Annotated in this window: 14 protein-coding genes and 1 tRNA gene; 3 read left to right on the forward strand and 12 right to left on the reverse strand. The window is 66.0% G+C overall.

What is annotated here, in order from left to right; genetic code table 11:
* Positions 1–106 precede the first annotated feature (106 nt).
* The gene (locus tag AC1DWU_RS02370) at positions 107–754 is read left to right on the forward strand and encodes a TetR/AcrR family transcriptional regulator (RefSeq protein WP_477148350.1); all 648 of its coding nucleotides are present in this window, start codon (positions 107–109) and stop codon (positions 752–754) included.
* A gap of 3 nt (positions 755–757) precedes the next feature.
* Here the strand turns inward: AC1DWU_RS02370 and AC1DWU_RS02375 are convergent, their stop codons facing one another.
* The 5 genes from AC1DWU_RS02375 to AC1DWU_RS02395 all read right to left on the reverse strand — a co-directional run bounded on the left by AC1DWU_RS02375 (position 758) and on the right by AC1DWU_RS02395 (position 7414).
* Positions 758–1759, reverse strand: coding sequence for an LLM class flavin-dependent oxidoreductase (locus AC1DWU_RS02375; RefSeq protein ID WP_477148351.1), 1002 nt, complete (start codon positions 1757–1759; stop codon positions 758–760).
* Between the two features lie 62 nt (positions 1760–1821).
* Positions 1822–3633, reverse strand: coding sequence for an ABC transporter ATP-binding protein (locus AC1DWU_RS02380; protein WP_477148352.1), 1812 nt, complete (start codon positions 3631–3633; stop codon positions 1822–1824).
* A 397-nt stretch (positions 3634–4030) separates the two neighbouring features.
* On the reverse strand, positions 4031–5236 hold the full coding sequence (locus AC1DWU_RS02385) for an ammonium transporter (protein ID WP_477148353.1): 1206 nt from the start codon (positions 5234–5236) through the stop codon (positions 4031–4033).
* 439 nt (positions 5237–5675) lie between these two features.
* Positions 5676–7052, reverse strand: a complete 1377-nt coding sequence (locus tag AC1DWU_RS02390) for an ammonium transporter (protein ID WP_477148354.1) — start codon at positions 7050–7052, stop codon at positions 5676–5678.
* Positions 7053–7075: 23 nt separating this feature from the next.
* Positions 7076–7414, reverse strand: a complete 339-nt coding sequence (locus tag AC1DWU_RS02395) for a P-II family nitrogen regulator (RefSeq protein WP_055046886.1) — start codon at positions 7412–7414, stop codon at positions 7076–7078.
* Between the two features lie 287 nt (positions 7415–7701).
* On the opposite strand from AC1DWU_RS02395, the gene AC1DWU_RS02400 reads away from it, so the two are divergent.
* Positions 7702–8919 carry an FAD-dependent oxidoreductase gene (locus AC1DWU_RS02400; protein ID WP_477148355.1) on the forward strand — a complete coding sequence of 406 codons (1218 nt, stop codon included), beginning with the start codon at positions 7702–7704 and terminating at the stop codon, positions 8917–8919.
* A 3-nt stretch (positions 8920–8922) separates the two neighbouring features.
* Here AC1DWU_RS02400 and AC1DWU_RS02405 read toward each other — a convergent pair whose 3' ends face one another.
* Genes AC1DWU_RS02405 through AC1DWU_RS02415 form a run of 3 tightly spaced genes read right to left on the reverse strand, consistent with a single transcriptional unit; the run spans position 8923 to position 10806 of the window.
* Positions 8923–9126 carry a Trm112 family protein gene (locus AC1DWU_RS02405; RefSeq protein ID WP_477148506.1) on the reverse strand — a complete coding sequence of 68 codons (204 nt, stop codon included), beginning with the start codon at positions 9124–9126 and terminating at the stop codon, positions 8923–8925.
* 38 nt (positions 9127–9164) lie between these two features.
* A complete protein-coding gene (locus AC1DWU_RS02410) occupies positions 9165–9830 on the reverse strand; it encodes an LON peptidase substrate-binding domain-containing protein (protein ID WP_477148356.1) in 666 nt (221 codons plus the stop codon).
* A gap of 28 nt (positions 9831–9858) precedes the next feature.
* Complete coding sequence (locus AC1DWU_RS02415; protein ID WP_477148357.1) at positions 9859–10806, reverse strand: tetratricopeptide repeat protein; 948 nt, start codon at positions 10804–10806, stop codon at positions 9859–9861.
* Positions 10807–11018: 212 nt separating this feature from the next.
* Here AC1DWU_RS02415 and AC1DWU_RS02420 point away from each other — a divergent pair.
* Positions 11019–11093 (forward strand) — tRNA-Gly (locus AC1DWU_RS02420).
* A 103-nt stretch (positions 11094–11196) separates the two neighbouring features.
* On the opposite strand, the gene AC1DWU_RS02425 is transcribed toward AC1DWU_RS02420, so the two are convergent.
* From AC1DWU_RS02425 to AC1DWU_RS02440, 4 genes are all read right to left on the reverse strand, one after another.
* Positions 11197–11424: a hypothetical protein gene (locus tag AC1DWU_RS02425; protein ID WP_477148358.1), complete on the reverse strand. Its 228-nt coding sequence runs from the start codon at positions 11422–11424 to the stop codon at positions 11197–11199.
* A gap of 9 nt (positions 11425–11433) precedes the next feature.
* Complete coding sequence (locus AC1DWU_RS02430; RefSeq protein ID WP_477148359.1) at positions 11434–12747, reverse strand: HlyD family type I secretion periplasmic adaptor subunit; 1314 nt, start codon at positions 12745–12747, stop codon at positions 11434–11436.
* On the reverse strand, positions 12740–14416 hold the full coding sequence (locus AC1DWU_RS02435; protein WP_477148360.1) for a type I secretion system permease/ATPase: 1677 nt from the start codon (positions 14414–14416) through the stop codon (positions 12740–12742). Before AC1DWU_RS02435 ends, AC1DWU_RS02430 begins: the two co-directional genes overlap by 8 nt.
* A 65-nt stretch (positions 14417–14481) precedes the next feature.
* Positions 14482–16464: a M10 family metallopeptidase C-terminal domain-containing protein gene (locus AC1DWU_RS02440; RefSeq protein WP_477148507.1), complete on the reverse strand. Its 1983-nt coding sequence runs from the start codon at positions 16462–16464 to the stop codon at positions 14482–14484.
* Positions 16465–16576: the final 112 nt, after the last annotated feature.

The following is a 16576-nucleotide window of genomic DNA, read 5'->3' on the forward strand; positions in this document are numbered from 1 at the left end:
CAATCACAACTGGATAGCCCGCATCCTGTCGCGAGGGGCGACCTGTCGGCGTGGGTCGAGCGATCCGAGAACCATACCGGAAGTACAGTTTCCAGGAGGGACCACCATGCGCAAAGGCAATGAAACGCGCGAACGCATCCTCGATATCGCCGAAGCGGGCGTGCTCGCCAAAGGCTTCGGCGTCACCTCGATCGACGAGATCATCGCCGAGGCCGGCATCACCAAGTCCGGCTTCTTCTATCACTTCAAGGACAAGAACGAGCTCGCCAAGGGCCTCATCGTCCGCTACCGGCAGCGCAACAATGAACTGGTCCACGACGTGTTCGGACGCGCAGCGCAGCTCAGCGACGACCCGCTGCAGCGGCTGCTCATCGGCCTCACCCTGTTTGCCGAGCACATCTCCGCGCTGCCGGGCGGCCACCCGGGCTGCCTCGTCGCCGCCATGAGCTACCACGACCGGTTGTTCGACCGCGAGGTACGCGCCCAGGTCCGGGAGGCGGTGCAGGGCTGGAACACGTTCTTCCGCGAGATGATCGAGGAGATCGTGGAACTCTACCCGCCCCGCGAGGCGATCGATCCGGACCGGCTGGCCCGCACCATCTGCTGCGCCATCGATGGCGGCATCATCATGGCCAAGTCGCTCGGCCGGCCCGGCGTCCTCCCCGAGCAGATGCTGATGGCGCGCAATTACGTGAAGCTGCTCTTCCAGCCCGCGGCCATCCATGCCGCACGGCACGAGGCGGTCGCTGCCTGACCATTAGCTGCGGAGGCCGAAAGCCTCCGCCAGCAGCCGGAACGAGCGCAGCCGCAGCTCATAGTCATACATGGTGGTGGTCACCATCACCTCGTCGGCGCCGGATTCTTCGACCTTTCGCTCGATCGCGGCCTTCACCGTATCGGGCGAGCCGACGATCCAGAGTGGGCGCTGACCTTCGATGATGCGGGTCTCGTGCGGCGTGTAGCTATGCGCTGCTGCCTCTTCCGGCGACACCAGCTTCCGCACCTGGCCGGAATGGAACAGCGCCCACATCAGCTCCTGCGAGCGCGCCAGGAACCGTGCCTCTTCGTCCGTCGGCGCCACCAGCGCCGAAACCGCTATGATCGCATGCGGCTTGGGAAAGGCGTCGGTCGGCGTGAACGCCGCGCGATAGGCCTGGAATGCCGGACCCGCCGGCGTCGCACTGAAATGCGCCGCGAACGAATAGCCGACGCCCAGCTGCCCCGCGGCCTGTGCGCTCGCGCCGCTGGAGCCGAGCAGATAGACCGGCGGCAGTTCCACCCGCTCCGGCACCACCATGACCGGATGGAACGGGTGGTCGGGAGCGAAATTGCCCTCCTCGAAGGCCAGCATCTCGGCCAGCTCCTGCGCGAAATACTCGCCGCCCACCGAGCGCAGCGCCTGCAGCGTCCGCCCGTCGCTGCCCCCGGCGCGACCGATGCCCAGATCGATGCGGCCGGGATTGAGCCCATTGAGCGTGCGATAGGTTTCAACGACCCGCAGCGGCACATGATTGGGCAGCATCACCCCGCCCGAGCCGACCCGGATGCGCGAGGTATTGGCCGCCGCCGTAGCAATCAGCACCTCCGGCGAGGACGATGCGATCGAGGGCATGCCGTGGTGCTCGGCGTACCAGAGCCGGGTGAAGCCAAGCTCGTCGCCGAGCTTGGCGAGTTGCACGATGTTGCGCAGCGCGTCCGGGGTTGAGGTGCCTTCGGAGACGGGAGCGAGGTCGAGGATGGAAAGGGGGAGGGAAGCCATGAGGGCTTATATCGTCATTCGACGATGAAAGCCAAGGCGTCCCTCCCTTCGAAGCGAGGGATTTACTCCGCCGCCTCCAGCCCCTTGATCAACTCCAGCGCCTGCCGTTCGAACAGCCGGCGATAGATGCCATCCGGCCGCTTCACCAGTTGCTCGTGCGTGCCTTCCTCGACCACCTTGCCGGTGTCGAACACCAGCAGCCGGTCGAGGGCGCGCACCGTCGACAGACGGTGGGCGATGACGATCGTCGTCCGCCCCACCATCAGCCGCTCCATCGCCTGCTGGATCAGCAGTTCGCTCTCGCTATCGAGGCTCGACGTTGCCTCGTCGAGGATCAGCACCCGGGCATCCGACAGGAAGGCGCGGGCGATGGCGACACGCTGCCGCTCGCCGCCCGACAGCTTGATGCCGCGCTCGCCGACCAGTGTCTCGTAGCCCTTAGGCAGCCGCTCGATGAAATCATGCGCATTGGCGAGCTTCGCCGCCGCGATGATCTGTTGGCGATCGGCACCCGGCTTGCCATAGGCGATGTTCTCGGCGAGCGAGCGGTGGAACAGCACCGGCTCCTGCTGCACGATGGCGATCTGCTGGCGCAGCGAGGCCTGGCCGACGTCGCGAATGTCGACGCCGTCGATGGCGATGCGGCCGCCGCTGACATCGTGCAGACGCTGGATCAGCTTGACGAACGTCGTCTTGCCCGAGCCGGAGTGACCGACGAGGCCCACCTTCTCGCCTGGCGCGATGTTGACCGAAAGGTCGTGGTAGAGCGCCTTGGAATGCGCGCCGTAGTGGAAGTCGACGTGCTCGAAGGCGATGCCGCCCGCCTTGATGGCAATCGGTTTCGCGCTCGGCTTGTCCTCGATGCCGAGCTTCTGGTCGCCCAGATTGACGAGCTCTTCCATGTCGTTCACCGCGCGCTGCAGGTTGCGCACGTGCTGGCCGACATCGCGCAGGTATCCCTGCAAGACCAGGAACGTGGTGATGACGAAGGTGATGTCGCCCGCCGATGCCACACCCTGCTGCCACAGCAACAGCCCGGCCCCGATGATCGAGGCGCGCAGCACCAGCAGCATGGCGTTCTGGATGGTGCCGTTCAGCGTGCCACGGTTCCAGGTGCGCGAGGTGCGCCTCCGCCATTTGTCGACGACGAGCTTCAGCCGTGATTCCTCACGGTCCTCCGCGCCAAAACCCTTGACCACCGCATTGCACGAAATGGCATCGGCCAGCGCCCCGCCCATGCGGGTATCCCACTGGTTGGCAAGGCTCGCCGCCGGGGCCACCCAGGTGGTCGAGAGGGTGACGGTCACGGCGATGTAAATGATCGAGCCGACGCCGATCACCAGGCCCATCACCGGCCAGAACAGCCCGAGCATGACGGTCGTCCCCACCAGCATCACCAGCGAGGGGAACAGCGCCATCAGGATCACGTCGTTGAGCTGGTCGAGCGCCCACATGCCGCGGGTGATCTTGCGCACCGTCGAGCCGGCGAACGAGTTGGCGTGCCAGTCCGACGAGAAGCGCTGCACCCGATGGAAGGCGCCCTGGGTGATCTCGCTCATCATCCTGAGGGTCAGCGAAATGATCTGCTGGAACCCGAGCTGACGGATGATCACCGAACCGACGCCCAGCGCCACGATGACGAGAAACGCCGTGACCGCCGCGTTCCAGGCGATCTCGTTGGTTGCCGCCCCCGTCGCCACCGCCTCGACGAGGCGGCCGGCGAAGAACGGCGTCAGGATGTCGGCCACCGTCTCGGTGAAGAACAGCCCCATGATGAGTGCAATACGCTTGGGCTGGCGCCGCCAATGCCCTGCCGCGAAACCCAGCACCTTGGCGAAGGCCTGGCCGCGGAAATCGATCTTCGAACGAGCCATGTCACTTGTCCGGACGCGCCTTGCAGCCGCGATCCGGTCCCATAAGAAAAGCAAATCTGGAAATGCCGGCAGTGCCGGGAACTAGCGAAAGGGGCCTTGGCGGCCCCCGGGCGACCTAACGGTGAACCGTGGCGAGCCCGAAGAGGCGCGGTCGAGAAAATGCCGTCATATCGCCCCTCCTGAGTGGCTAGTGAAGAAGCCACTCATAGAGCGGTTTGGGGCGCTGAGCAAGCCGGCTAGGCGGCGAGGATGACTATCGCTGGGACCGCGGCGGCGAGGAGCAGCAGCGCGATCGATGAAAAATCAACGTACTTAAGCTTTTCCCTAAGAGACATGGAACTCTCCTTCCGCTCTTGAAACGCTGGAGCGGAAGGCCCGGTTCCCGGATCTGCCGGCGCTAGAACTCGAGTTCCGGATTGGAACCGATGGAGTGCACCGAAAGGTCGGCGCCACGCCGCTGCTGCTCGTCGCTGAGCTTGAGGGTGAGCCGCCGGCTGCTGAGCCAATAGAGCAGGTAGCCGGCGCCGAAGGCATAGGCCGACACGGCCACCGAGCCGACGAGCTGGGTCACGAACGACACGCCGCCCATGCCGCCCAGGGCCTCGAGTCCGAAGATCCCGGCGGCAACGCCGCCCCACAGTCCGCAAAGCCCGTGCAGTGGCCAGACGCCGAGCACATCGTCGATCTTCAGCTTCTCCTGCGTCCAGCTGAAGCCCTTGACGAAGATCACTCCGGCCACTCCGCCGACCACCAGCGCGGCCAGCGGATGGTAGAGATCGGACCCCGCGCAGACCGCAACGAGCCCTGCCAATGCACCATTATGGGTGAAGCCCGGGTCGTTCTTGCCGATCAGCACCGCGGCGATGATGCCGCCCACCATGGCCATCAGCGAGTTGATCGCTACCAGCCCCGACACCCCGGCGACCGACTGCGCCGACATCACGTTGAAGCCGAACCAGCCGATGGCGAGCAGCCAGGTGCCCAGCGCCAGCCACGGGATCGATGACGGCGGGAACGGCCGGCCGCTCGGCCCATAGCGCCCATTGCGCGCCCCGATCCGCAGCACCGCCGCCAGCGCCAGCCAGCCGCCCAGCGCATGTACCTGGATCGAGCCGGCAAAATCGTGGAAGCGCGCGCCGAACGTCGCCTCGAGCCAGGCCTGGATGCCGTAATTACCGTTCCACACGATCCCCTCGGAGAACGGATAGATCAGCCCGACGATCACTGCCGCCGCGATCACCTGCGGCCAGAACTTCGCCCGCTCGGCAATGCCGCCGGAAATGATCGCCGGCACCGCTGCGGCGAACGTTGCGAGGAAGAAGAACTTCACAAGGCTGAAACCCTGCGGCGCGAACCCCGCGCCGCCGCCCGACAACGTCGCCGCGCTGTGAAAGAACGTCACCCCGTAGGCGATGGTGTAGCCGATCAGGAAATAGGCCAGCGTCGAGAAGGCGAAATCGACCAGGATCTTGACCAGCGCATTGACTTGGTTCTTGCCCCGCACTGTCCCCAGTTCGAGGAAGGCGAAGCCGCCATGCATCGCAAACACCAGGATCGCGCCGACCAGCACGAAGAATACGTCGAGCCCTGCGGACTCAGCCATTTGAAGCTCCCCCAAAACACCCGGCTCGCATCCGGGCTAATTGGGTGGCAGGCAATCAAGCCCCATGCCAATCCGGTAGGCAGAAAAGAGTTGAGGTTTTTCAGCAGCTTACGCCGCGACGCAAATCAGAAGCGCTCCGCCGCCGGCGAAGTGCTCAGAATTTGGGCGGACAACAGCCCGTCTCTGCCCACATTGTAAGCAGAGCGGCATCAGCCTGGCGGGGCGGACGCCGGCCCGTTGCCGGGCCCGGAAGCCGTTGACCGGGGTGTGCAGCCCACGCGGTTTGCGAGTGGGAAGCCTCTGTGGCGGGCCAAGAGGTACGTGAGCTGCACGCCGCGATCAGCGGGAAGGCAAGAAGGACGGAGAGCCGAGCCGGGCTCGACCCTCCGGCAGTTTCGACGCGGGTGGGAGAGGGAGAGTCCCACCCGCGCCCTAGGTGTTAGTTGTAGGCGTGCTCGCCGTGGCTCGAGATATCGAGACCATCGCTCTCGGCCGACTCGGAGACGCGGGCGCCACCGAACACTGCCTTGACGATCAGCATGGCAACGAACGTCACCACTGCCGACCACACGATGGCGATGACCACTGCGGTAAGCTGGATCACGAACTGCGAGCCGATATTGTAGGCCGCCGGATCGCCCAGTGCGTAGCCGCCGAGCGACGGTGCCGCGACGATCGCAGTGCCGAGCGCACCAATGATGCCACCGATGCCGTGCACGCCGAACACGTCGAGCGCGTCGTCGTACTTGAGCATCGGCTTCAGCGTCACCACTGCCCACAGGCAGACCACACCGGCAACCGCGCCGAGGACGATCGCGCCCATGCTGCCGGCAAAGCCGGCGGCCGGGGTGATCGCCACGAGGCCGGCGACGGCGCCGGAAGCAGCACCGAGCAGCGAGGCATGGCCGCGGGTGAACTTTTCAGCGACGGCCCAGGCGAGAGCCGCAGCGGCCGGGGCCGTGATGGTGTTGAGCAGGGCCTGCGCCGCAAGGCCGGTGGCCTCGAGGTTGGAGCCGGCGTTGAAGCCGAACCAGCCGACCCACAGCAGACAGGCACCGATGAAGGTGAAGGTCAGGTTATGCGGCGGGATCGGTTCCTTGAGGAAGCCGGTACGCGGCCCGAGGACGATCGCGGCGACGAGACCAGCCACACCGGCATTGATGTGAACCACGGTGCCACCGGCGAAGTCATACGCGCCGAGGCCGAACAGGTAGCCGCCGCCGAACCACACCATGTGGGCGATCGGCAGGTACGAGAAGGTGAACCACAGCGCGAGGAACAGCATCACCGCGCCGAACTTCATGCGCTCGGCGAAGGCGCCGACGATCAGCGCCGGAGTGATGGCGGCGAAGGTCAGCTGGAAGACGACGAAGGTAAGCTCCGGAATCTCGATGCCGGCCGAGAAGGTGGCCGACTGAGTGGAGGGCGTCACGCCCGACAGGAACAGCTTCGAGAAGTCACCGATGAAGGCGCTGAGGCCACCGTCGGTCGGTCCGTTGAAGGCGAGCGAGTAGCCGTAGATCACCCACAGCAGGGAGACCATGCAGAAGGCTGCGAACACCTGCATCAGCACGCTGAGCATGTTCTTGGCGCGCACCAGGCCGCCGTAGAACAGGGCGAGGCCGGGGATGGTCATGGCGATCACCAGGATCGTCGACAGCATCATCCAGGTGGTATCGCCCTTGTCGACGGTAGCAACCACTTCGGCCGCTGCCGCAGCCGGGGCGGCTGCATCCTGCGCGAACGCAGGCAGTGCGAGAGCCAGCGAAGCCAACGCCGCCGCTCCCAGGACTTTTGACATCTTCAAGTCTGTCATTGTTGTTTCTCCAGAGAGGTGCGTTAGAGCGCCGCCGCGCCGGTCTCGCCGGTGCGGATGCGGGTCACGGCCAACAGGTCGAGCACAAAAATCTTGCCGTCACCGATGCGGCCCGTCTGGGCGCTCTCGCGAATGGCCGAGACGATGGCGTCGGACTGGGCGTCGTCGACAGCGATCTCGATCTTCAGCTTGGGCAGGAAGTGCACGGCGTATTCGGTGCCGCGGTAGATTTCGGAATGGCCCTTCTGCCGGCCATAGCCTTTGACTTCGGTCACGGTCATGCCGTGCACGTCGAGCGAGTTGAGGGCCTGGCGGACCTCCTCCAGGCGCGACGGTTTGATGATTGCGATCACCAGCTTCATGGATGCCCCTTTCGATACGGTGTTTGGACGGTCTCCAATCGGGACAAACAGACTCAAGTGCCGTGCCAAACTGCCGCCACGATTGCCAAGCTTATGATTCTGTTAAGGAAAGACGCGACGACTGCACCAATAGCCCGCCTCGCCCTCCCGTCTTGCCCCGGCCCCTGCCTAGAGTTTGTGCAGAATCGTCGCCAATGCTGACACTTTGGGCAGCACTACCGCGGCAAACGAGCCTCTTGCGCGAGCCAGCCTGAAGGTCGACATAGCCGGCAGATCGGAGTGCATTGATGGCCGACACCAGCTTTGACATCGTGATCGTGGGCGGCGGCCCGGTCGGCCTCACCATGGCGCTGGCGCTGAGCCGCTCGATGAAGGGCCTCCGCGTCGCATTGCTCGATCGCCGCCCGTTCTCCGTCCCGAAGGACCAGCGCGCCTCGGCCATCGCCGCGGGCGTCCGGCGCATCTTCGTCGAGCTGGGCGTATGGACCGCCATGGCGATCGGCGCCGAGCCGGTGCGCCAGATGAAGATCACCGATTCCGGCACCGGCGATATCTCCCGCCCGCTCTTTCTCAGCTTCATCGGCGACGTGGCGCCCGGCGAACCCTTCGCCCACCTCGTGCCCAACCAGCTGGTCGCCGAAACCCTGCTCGGCGCGCTCGGCGACGGCGTCGAGGTCATCGCCCCGGTGGAGATCACCGGCTTCGTCGCCGATACTGCCACAGCCCGCCTCAGCCTCGCCGATGGCCGCACCATCACCGCCCCGCTGGTCATCGCCTCCGATGGCGCGCAATCGGCGCTGCGCGGCATGGCCGGCATCGAGGTGATCTCGCACGATTACGGCCAGTCGGGCCTTGTCACCACCATCACCCACGAGCTCGACCACGAGGGCACTGCCTACGAGCACTTCCGCCCGGCCGGCCCCTTCGCCAGCCTGCCGCTGCCCGGCCGCCGTTCGTCGCTGGTCTGGACCGAGAGCACCAGGCGCGCCGCCGAGCTCAAGACCTGGCCGAATGAACAGGTCGCTGCCGAGATCGAAGCGGTGATGGGCTCGAGCCTTGGTCGCGTCACCCTCGAAGAAGGCCTGCAGTCCTTCCCGCTGCGGTTGCAGATCGCCAAGAGCTTCGTCGCTCCGCGCCTGGCGCTGATCGGCGACGCCGCCCACGTCGTCCACCCGGTCGCGGGCCAGGGCCTCAACCTCGGCTTGAAGGACGTTGCCGCCCTCGCCGAAGTGGTGATCAACGCCATCCGCCTCGGCCAGGACCATGGCACCGCCGATATCCTCGAGCGCTACCAGCACTGGCGCCGCTTCGACACCGCACTCATGGCGATGGTCACCGACGGCATGGTGCGGCTGTTCTCCAACGACGTCGCCCCAGTCCGCGCCCTGCGCGACTTCGGCATGGGCGTGGTCGATCGCCTGCCGCCGGTGAAGGACCTGCTGATCTCCCGAGCCGCCGGCCTCGACCGCAACGGGCCAAAACTGCTGCGCGGGCTGCAGATCTAGCCGCTACCCCAGCAGCGGCAGATTCCGCCCCATGTCGCCCTGCTCGATCTCGCGTGCCTCGTCGAGGCTGAGCATCGGCACGCCGTCGCGGATCGGGAAGGCCAGGTGGGCCGCCACCGAGATCAACTCGGTGGCATCGGCCGATAGCGTCAGCCGGGTCTTGGTCAGCGGGCAGACCAGCATTTCGAGCGTCTTCACATCCACCACGTGGCGGAGGTTGGCTGCTGCTGCTGCCGGCTCCTCGGTCAATTGAGCGGCGAGGCCCGGTTTTCGCCCTTGGCCATCTCGAATTCGGCCATGGCGATCAGCGTCTCGGCCCGTGTTTCCAGCGTATCGGCCTCGAGCAGCGCCTGCTTTTCGGCGGCGCCATAGGGCGAGACCATGGCGCAGAAGTTCACCAGGTCCGCCGTGCCGGTCTTTTCGATCTCGTCCCAGTTGAGGTCGAAATTGCCGAACTCGGCGTAGTCCCGCATCATCTTGAGGAAGCGTGGCCGATCCACCGCTTCTTCGCCGAACTCGCGCTCGAAATCCGAGGCGAAGGCATCGGTCGCGATCATGCCGCGCCGGAACGGCGTCATGGTCGGCATTTCCTTGATCAGCTCGAAGCGGCAGATGCCCTCGAGGATGACGAAGTACCGGCTGTCCTCGACTTCCTCGAAATGGCTGATCCGCCCCACCGTGCCGATGCGCTGCAGCGGCGCCCGGCCCTTCGGGCTTTCCTCGGACGTGTCGCGCGGCTGGATCAGCCCGATCAGCCGGTCGCCCCGGAGCGCATGGTCGATCATCTCGACATAGCGCGGCTCGAAGATGTTGAGCGGCCGCCGGGCGTAAGGCAGCAGCAAGGCGCCCGTCAACGGGAACAGCGGCACGCTGGCGGGCAGGTCGGCGGGAGAATTTGGTCGCTTCAACACGGGCGCCTCCTTGGGCGCGATAGTAAGGTCAGCTGAACAGCAGCGCCGACAGCAGCCGGCGGCCCTTCAGCGTGGCGGGATCCTTGGGACCCCAGGCTTCGAACAGCTCGAGCAGCTTCTTGCGCGCCCCGTCCTCGTTCCAGGTGCGATCGCGGCGCATCAGCGTCACCAGTGCTTCCGCCGCCTCGAGGCGCTTGCCCTCGGCATTGTATTTCACCGCGAGGTCGAACCGCGCCTGGTGGTCGTCGGGGTTCTTTTCGAGCTGTGCGGCGAGCTCATCGGTTTCGCTGAGCTCCGCTGCCTCGCCAAGCAGCTTCAGCGCCGCGACGGTCGAGTTGTAGTCGTCGCCCTTGCGCTCGGCTTCCGGCATGGTGTCAAGCACCGCCCGCGCCTGATCCGGCTCGCCGGCCGCGAGGAACACCTTGGCCATGCCCACGATCGCCGCCGCGTGATCCGGCTGGTGCTGCAGCACCATGCCGTAGATCTGCGCCGCCTGGTTGAGGTCGCCCACCTTCAGTGCATCGCCCGCGGCCGTCACTGCGTTGGCGATTTCTTCCTCGATCGAGCCTGCCTGCGGCTGGCCCGCCGGGGCGCCCGAGATCACCTTGTCGGCAAAGCGCCGCACTTCGCTCTCCGGGATCGCCCCGAGGAACGCATCGACCGGCCGGCCGCCGGCAAAGGCGAACACCGCCGGGATCGACTGGATGCCAAGCTGGCCGGCGACGCCCGGATTTTCGTCGATATTGATCTTCACCAGCCGAATCTTGCCGGCCTTCTCGTTGATCACCTTCTCGAGGTTCGGCGTCAGCTGGCGGCACGGGCCGCACCACGGCGCCCAGAAATCCACCAGCACCGGTGCCTCCAGCGAGGCATCGATAACGTCGGCCTTGAACGCCCGATCGGTCGAATCCTTGATCAAAGCGGCGGCCGGAGCAGCAGCGGTGTTGGAGGCCGGATTGAGATCATTGAGGGACATACTGTACTTTTCCTGCCGGGTCGGGGCCGGTGAGAGGCCCGTCTTTCCTTGATTTTCTTGCGCCCCGAAGGGTGTCAGACGCAAGCTTTATCACGGCTTTGACGAGACCAGAATTATGGGTTGCAAACCCGCTTTCGATTGGGCATATAGGCGCGCGGTTCGGCGCTGCCAAGTTCCCACAAGGAGCTAGCATCGTAAAGAGCCGATGGAGTGCGGGTGTAGCTCAGGGGTAGAGCATAACCTTGCCAAGGTTAGGGTCGAGGGTTCGAATCCCTTCGCCCGCTCCAATATCCTCCCTGGATTGCAGGGATGCGACAAAGGCCGGGCCTAGTGCCCGGCCTTTCGCATTTCTGGGGGAGCGCTGCCGGAAGCCCGGGTGCGCGGCGACCCTCAGCTGTTTTCCGATGGCTTGGGCAGCGGCTCGGAGTGCATCGGTGTCGGTTCGACGATGACTCGGAACCTGAGTGGCGGCGACCGCCAGTCGAACGGCGTTTCGAGCGGGACGATGCAATGGGTCATGAGGCTCTGCAGGTCGCCGTTGACCACCTCGAACACCATGCCCGGCCGCTCCATGCCGACGCATTCAGTCCAGCGTTGAAAGTCGATCCACTCGCTCATCGCTGTTCCCTAGTCTTCCCGGAAGCTGTGCAACACCTGGTCCATCAGCGGCTTCACCAGATAGGCTAGCACGGTGCGGGTATTGGTTTCGAGGAACGCTTCCGCCGGCATGCCCGGCATCAGCCGCGTCGCCGCCCCTAGGCGCTGGCGCTCGGCTTCCGGCACGCTGACCCTGACTTCGTAGAACATGGCGCCCGTAACCGGGTCGTTGGCCGTGGCCGGTGACACCGACCGCACCGAGCCGCGCAGTTCCGGCGTCGTCGGCGCGTCGAGGCCGGTAAATCGCAGCAGCACGTCCTGGCCCACCGAAATGTCGTCCACATCACTGGGGCTGACGCGGACATCGACCAGCAGCTGATCGTTGGCCGGCACGACGAGCATTACCGCCTCCCCCGCGCCGATCACCCCGCCGACGGTCTGCACGATCGACTGGTGGATGATGCCCGAGCGCGGCGCCCGCACCTCCAGCCGCCGCAACCGGTCGTCGGCAGCGATCTGCTTCTGCATCAGCTCCGCGATGTTCGCTTCGAGCGCCTGCAGCTCCTGCAGCACCTCGGAGCGGAAATCGTCCACCACTTGCGCGCCCGCCAGGGCCCGCTCGGCGATCGCCGCTTGCGCTCCGGCGATATCGGTGGAGAGCTTGGCGATGCTGCCCTCGATGGTGGTGCGCTGGCGCCGGTTGGCGTTGGCACGCTCCGAGTCGGTGAGCCCGCTGGCCAGCAACTCCTCGAGCCCGTGCCACTCGTCGGTGAGAATCGCCAGCTCGTCGGTGAGCGCCGAACGCTGCGCCTGCAGCCCCGCGACCTGCTCCTGCAATTGCGCACTCTGCTCGTCGAGCCGGGATTGCTGGCCGGCAAGCGAGGTCCTTCGCGCTTCGAGCAACCGCTCCTGCGTCTCGAAGGCCTGGTTGAAATCCGGACCCGGCGACCAGCCGGTGGTGGCTGGCCGCTCCATGGTGGCTGTTCCAGCGGCTTCCGAAACCAGCCGCGCGCGGGCGGCGAACGCATTGTCGAGCTGCGCCCTGATCACGTCGCGCGACGCCGATACCGCCGTGCCGTCGAGCCGCAGCAGCAGCTGACCCTCGGTCACCACGTCGCCGTTGTGCACCAGGATTTCGCTGACGATGCCGCCTTCCTGGTGCTGGATGCGCTTGCTACCGCCCTCCACCACCACGATGCCGCCCGCGACCACCGCTCCGGCAATCTGCGTCGTCGCAGCCCACAGCCCCAGCCCGCCGACCACGGCCACGACGACGGCAAAGCCGACGAGGCCGTGCCGCCCCAGGCTTGTGGAAGCCATGCCTTCGAGCGTTTCGCTAGCCATTGGCCACCGCCACGATGCTGCGGACGTTCGATGCCGGCTGAGTGATCTGGCGCAGCACCTCGTCCTTGGGCCCGAACGCCTGCTGCCGTCCGCCCTTGAGATAGAGCAGCTTATCCGCCGCAGCGATCGCCGCTGGCCGGTGCGCCACGATGATCACCACCGCGCCGCGGGCCTTGGCGGTGCGCACCGCTTCGGTCAGCGCCGCGTCGCCCTCGGCATCGAGGTTGGAGTTAGGCTCGTCCAGCACCAGGAGAAACGGATCGCCATAGAGCGCCCGCGCCAGCCCGATGCGCTGCCGCTGGCCGGCCGACAGGGCGGCGCCGCGCTCGCCGATCTGGGTGTTGTAGCCCTCGGGCAGGCCGGCGATGAGCTCGTGCACCCGCGCCCCATGGGCCGCCGCGAACAGCGCGGCCTCGTCGTCGCCGGCCCGGAACCGCGCAATGTTCTGCGCGACGGTCCCGGCGAACAGCTCCACCTGTTGCGGCAGATAGCCGACGCTGCGGCCGAGTTCATGCGGGTCGAAATGGTCGAGCTCCGACCCATCGAGGCGAACCGCGCCGTACAGCACCGGCCAGACCCCGACCAGCGCGCGCGCCACCGACGACTTGCCCGAACCCGAGAGCCCGAGCACGCCCATCGCCTCGCCGGCGCTCAGATCGAAGGAGATGCCCTCGACAAGCCGCGTCCGTGCGCTGGGTCCGGTCGACAGCTGGTTGACCGCGAGCGAGCGACGCGGGGCCGGCAGGCTCACGCCGGGCAGCTCGATCCGGGACGCCGCCAGCGCAGCTTTCAGCCTTTGCCAGGCCTGCCGGGCGCCGACGAAGCCGCGCCATTGGCCGACAATCTGCTCGACCGGCGCCAGTGCCCGCGACGAGATGATCGACGTTGCAACCATCAGCCCGCCCGAGATTTCGCCGGCGATCACCAGATAGGCGCCAGTCGCCAGCACGCAGGCCTGCAGCAGGAAGCGGGACGCCTTGCTCAGCGACGCGTAGAAGCCGTTCCGGTCGGCGGCCTGCTGCTGAGCCCGCGACAGCTCGCCGCTCGCCACGTCCCAACGCCGCGTGATCGCCGGCAGCATCCCCATGGCGACGACGCTCTCGGCGCTGGCACGCGCGTCGTCGGACTGCACCTGCCGCCGCGCCGTCGCCGCAGCGAGTTCGCGCGAGGGCCGCTGCGACATGAACTCGTTGATGACCAGCAGCACCGTCATCACCGACGCGCCAGCGAGCGTTACGCAGCCGAGCACCGGATGGAGCAGGAACACCGTGGCGAGGTAAATCGGCATCCACGGCAGATCCAGCAGCGCCACCGGACCGGAGCTCGAGAGGAATTGCCGGATGTTGTCGAGGTCGCGCACCGGATCGGCCGGCGTTACCGCCTGCACCTGGAGCCTGCCCCTGAGCCCCGCCTCGAAGGCCAGCGGCGAAAGCCGCGCATCGACCAGGCTCGCGAAACGGGCAGACATCCGCGTCCTCAGCGTTTCGATCAGCGCGTAGACGCCGTAGAGCGCCACCACCAGCAGCAGCAACGCCCACAGCGTCGGCAACGAGCGGCTGGGCAGCACCCGGTCATAGACCTGCAGCATGAACAGCGGGCCGACCAGCATGATCAGGTTGGCAAGCAGGCTGACCAGCACGAACGCGGCGAGCGGTCCCGCGGCGCGCACCGATCCCCGCAAAGCCGGGGCCGCACCTGCTGATCGCCCTGACATGGTGTCCGTGGGTCCCATGTCTAGAGGATGAAATCGCCCGCCGCGAGCACCGCCAGGCCTTTGACGACGATCTGGAAGTCAGCGATGCCGTCCCCGTTGACGTCGCCGGCGACAAGCCCGCCGGTGAAACTGAGCTGGCCCGCTTTCTTGGTGAAGGCACCCGAGCCGATATAGGTAAACGCCTGGTCGCCTGCCAAAGTGGTGTTGGCATCGATCGCTTTCAGGTCGATCTTGTCGGTCAGCGACAGGAAATCGGTGATCGTATCCCGCCCGGTCATAGGGCTGTCGCTGGTGGCAACGAATATGAAGGTGTCGAACCCCAGCCCGCCGGTGAGGGTGTCGGCGCCCGCATCGCCCTCGAGCTTGTCGTTGCCGATGCCGCCAATCAGGGTGTCGTTGCCGCCGCGCCCCTGGAGCGCATTGGTGCCGCCCATGCCGTTTATGACATTGGCGCCATCGTCCCCCCGCAGCACGTCGTTGAAAGCGCTGCCGGTGAGATTCTCGACAAAGAAGAAGGTGTCCCCCGCCGCCTCGCCGGTGTTGACGCTCGGGGCCATCAGGTCAACCGTCACCCCGGAGACCGACAGCGACAACAGGCTGTTGAGCAATGCCGCGCTGTAGTCCGCCGTGTCGACGCCGTTGCCGCCCTCCAGCCGATCGGCACCTGCACCGCCGTTGAGGACGTCGTTGCCGTCACCGCCCACCAGCACGTCATTGCCGGCGCGGCCATTTAGCGTGTCGTTGCCGGCAAAGCCGCCTAGCCCGTTGGCCGCGCTGTCACCTGACAGGCTGTCGTCGAAATTGCTGCCGATCACCTGCTCGATCGAGGAGTAGGTATCGCCGGTTGCTTCGCCGCCATTGAGCGAGGGGCTCGCGAGATCGACCACGACGCGGGCCGTCGCTTCCAGGTACGACACCGAGTCGAGGCCGTTGCCGCCCTCCAGCCGGTCGCCACCGGAGCCGCCATAAAGCAGGTCGTCGCCGTCGCCCCCGGTCAGGGTGTCGGCGCCGCCATTGCCCCACAACGTATTGTCGGCGACGTTGCCGACGATGGTGTCATTGCCGGACCCGCCTTCGGCGTTCTCGATGAGCGAGCGCAGGTCGCCATTGTAGAGCAGTGCGTTGGCGATGTTGCCGATCGCCAATTTGGAACCGTTGGTGGTCAGCCGCGCCAGTTGCTCGGCGGAGGTGGTCGTCCAGGCGCCCGGGTTCAGGTCGATCTTCAGGTTGGTCGAATAGTTAGAGAGATCATAGGTGTCGACGCCGCCGCCATCCCATACCGTCATCAGGATACGGTTGCCGCCCGGCGCCCCCTGCCCGACGCCGTTGATCGACATCTGCCCGGTGGTGGGGCTCCAAGTGTAGACCGAGCTGCCGGCGTTGGTGGTGAAATTGGCACCGTACATGTGCTGGATCGCTGCGATGTCGTACATCATCAGCGTCTGGGCGAAGCCCCAGGTCTCGTTGGTATAGTTCTGCAGCGGCGCCCCGACATAGGAGCGGTAGCTCATTACCGTGTACTCGATCGAGTCCCGGCTCGAGGGCATGTTGTTGTCTTGAGGGTGCTCGAGGCCGAAGGCGTGCCCGATCTCGTGCAGGAACGAGATGTAGGCGTAGTTGCCCTTGACCGGGCTGTTGTAATAGCCGGTCGACTTGTTCATCCACACGTCGCCGCCCGAGGCCGCGGTGCTGGGATAATAGCCCCACGCCGTCGCAGGCAGGTCCGACATGGCCACCCGCAGGTCGCCATGCGTGGTCGAGGACTCCGTGACTTGCGTAAAGGTGAGATTGGCAATCGCCGCATACGAGGCGAATGCGGCCTTTGCCGCCTGGATCTGGGCCGCGTTCAGGGCACCGAAATTGCTTGAGGGCTCGCCTGAGCTGTAGCTCCCGTAGAATGACGCGCTGGTCGGGAAGCTATAGGTGAGGTTGGACGTGCCCCACTTGTAGTCGCCGAGGATGCCGTCGACATAGGCATTGCCTGATCGCGAAACCGAAGACACGGAAGGCAAGGTCGTTCTCCACATTCGATTCGCCCTTAGCGGAGCGATGTGGAGATTAAGAACCAGTCCCGAGCGATGGGAAAACTTGTTGTACTTTGTACTATATAGGTGA

The sequence above is a fragment of the Devosia sp. P2_G7 genome, from assembly GCF_056403495.1.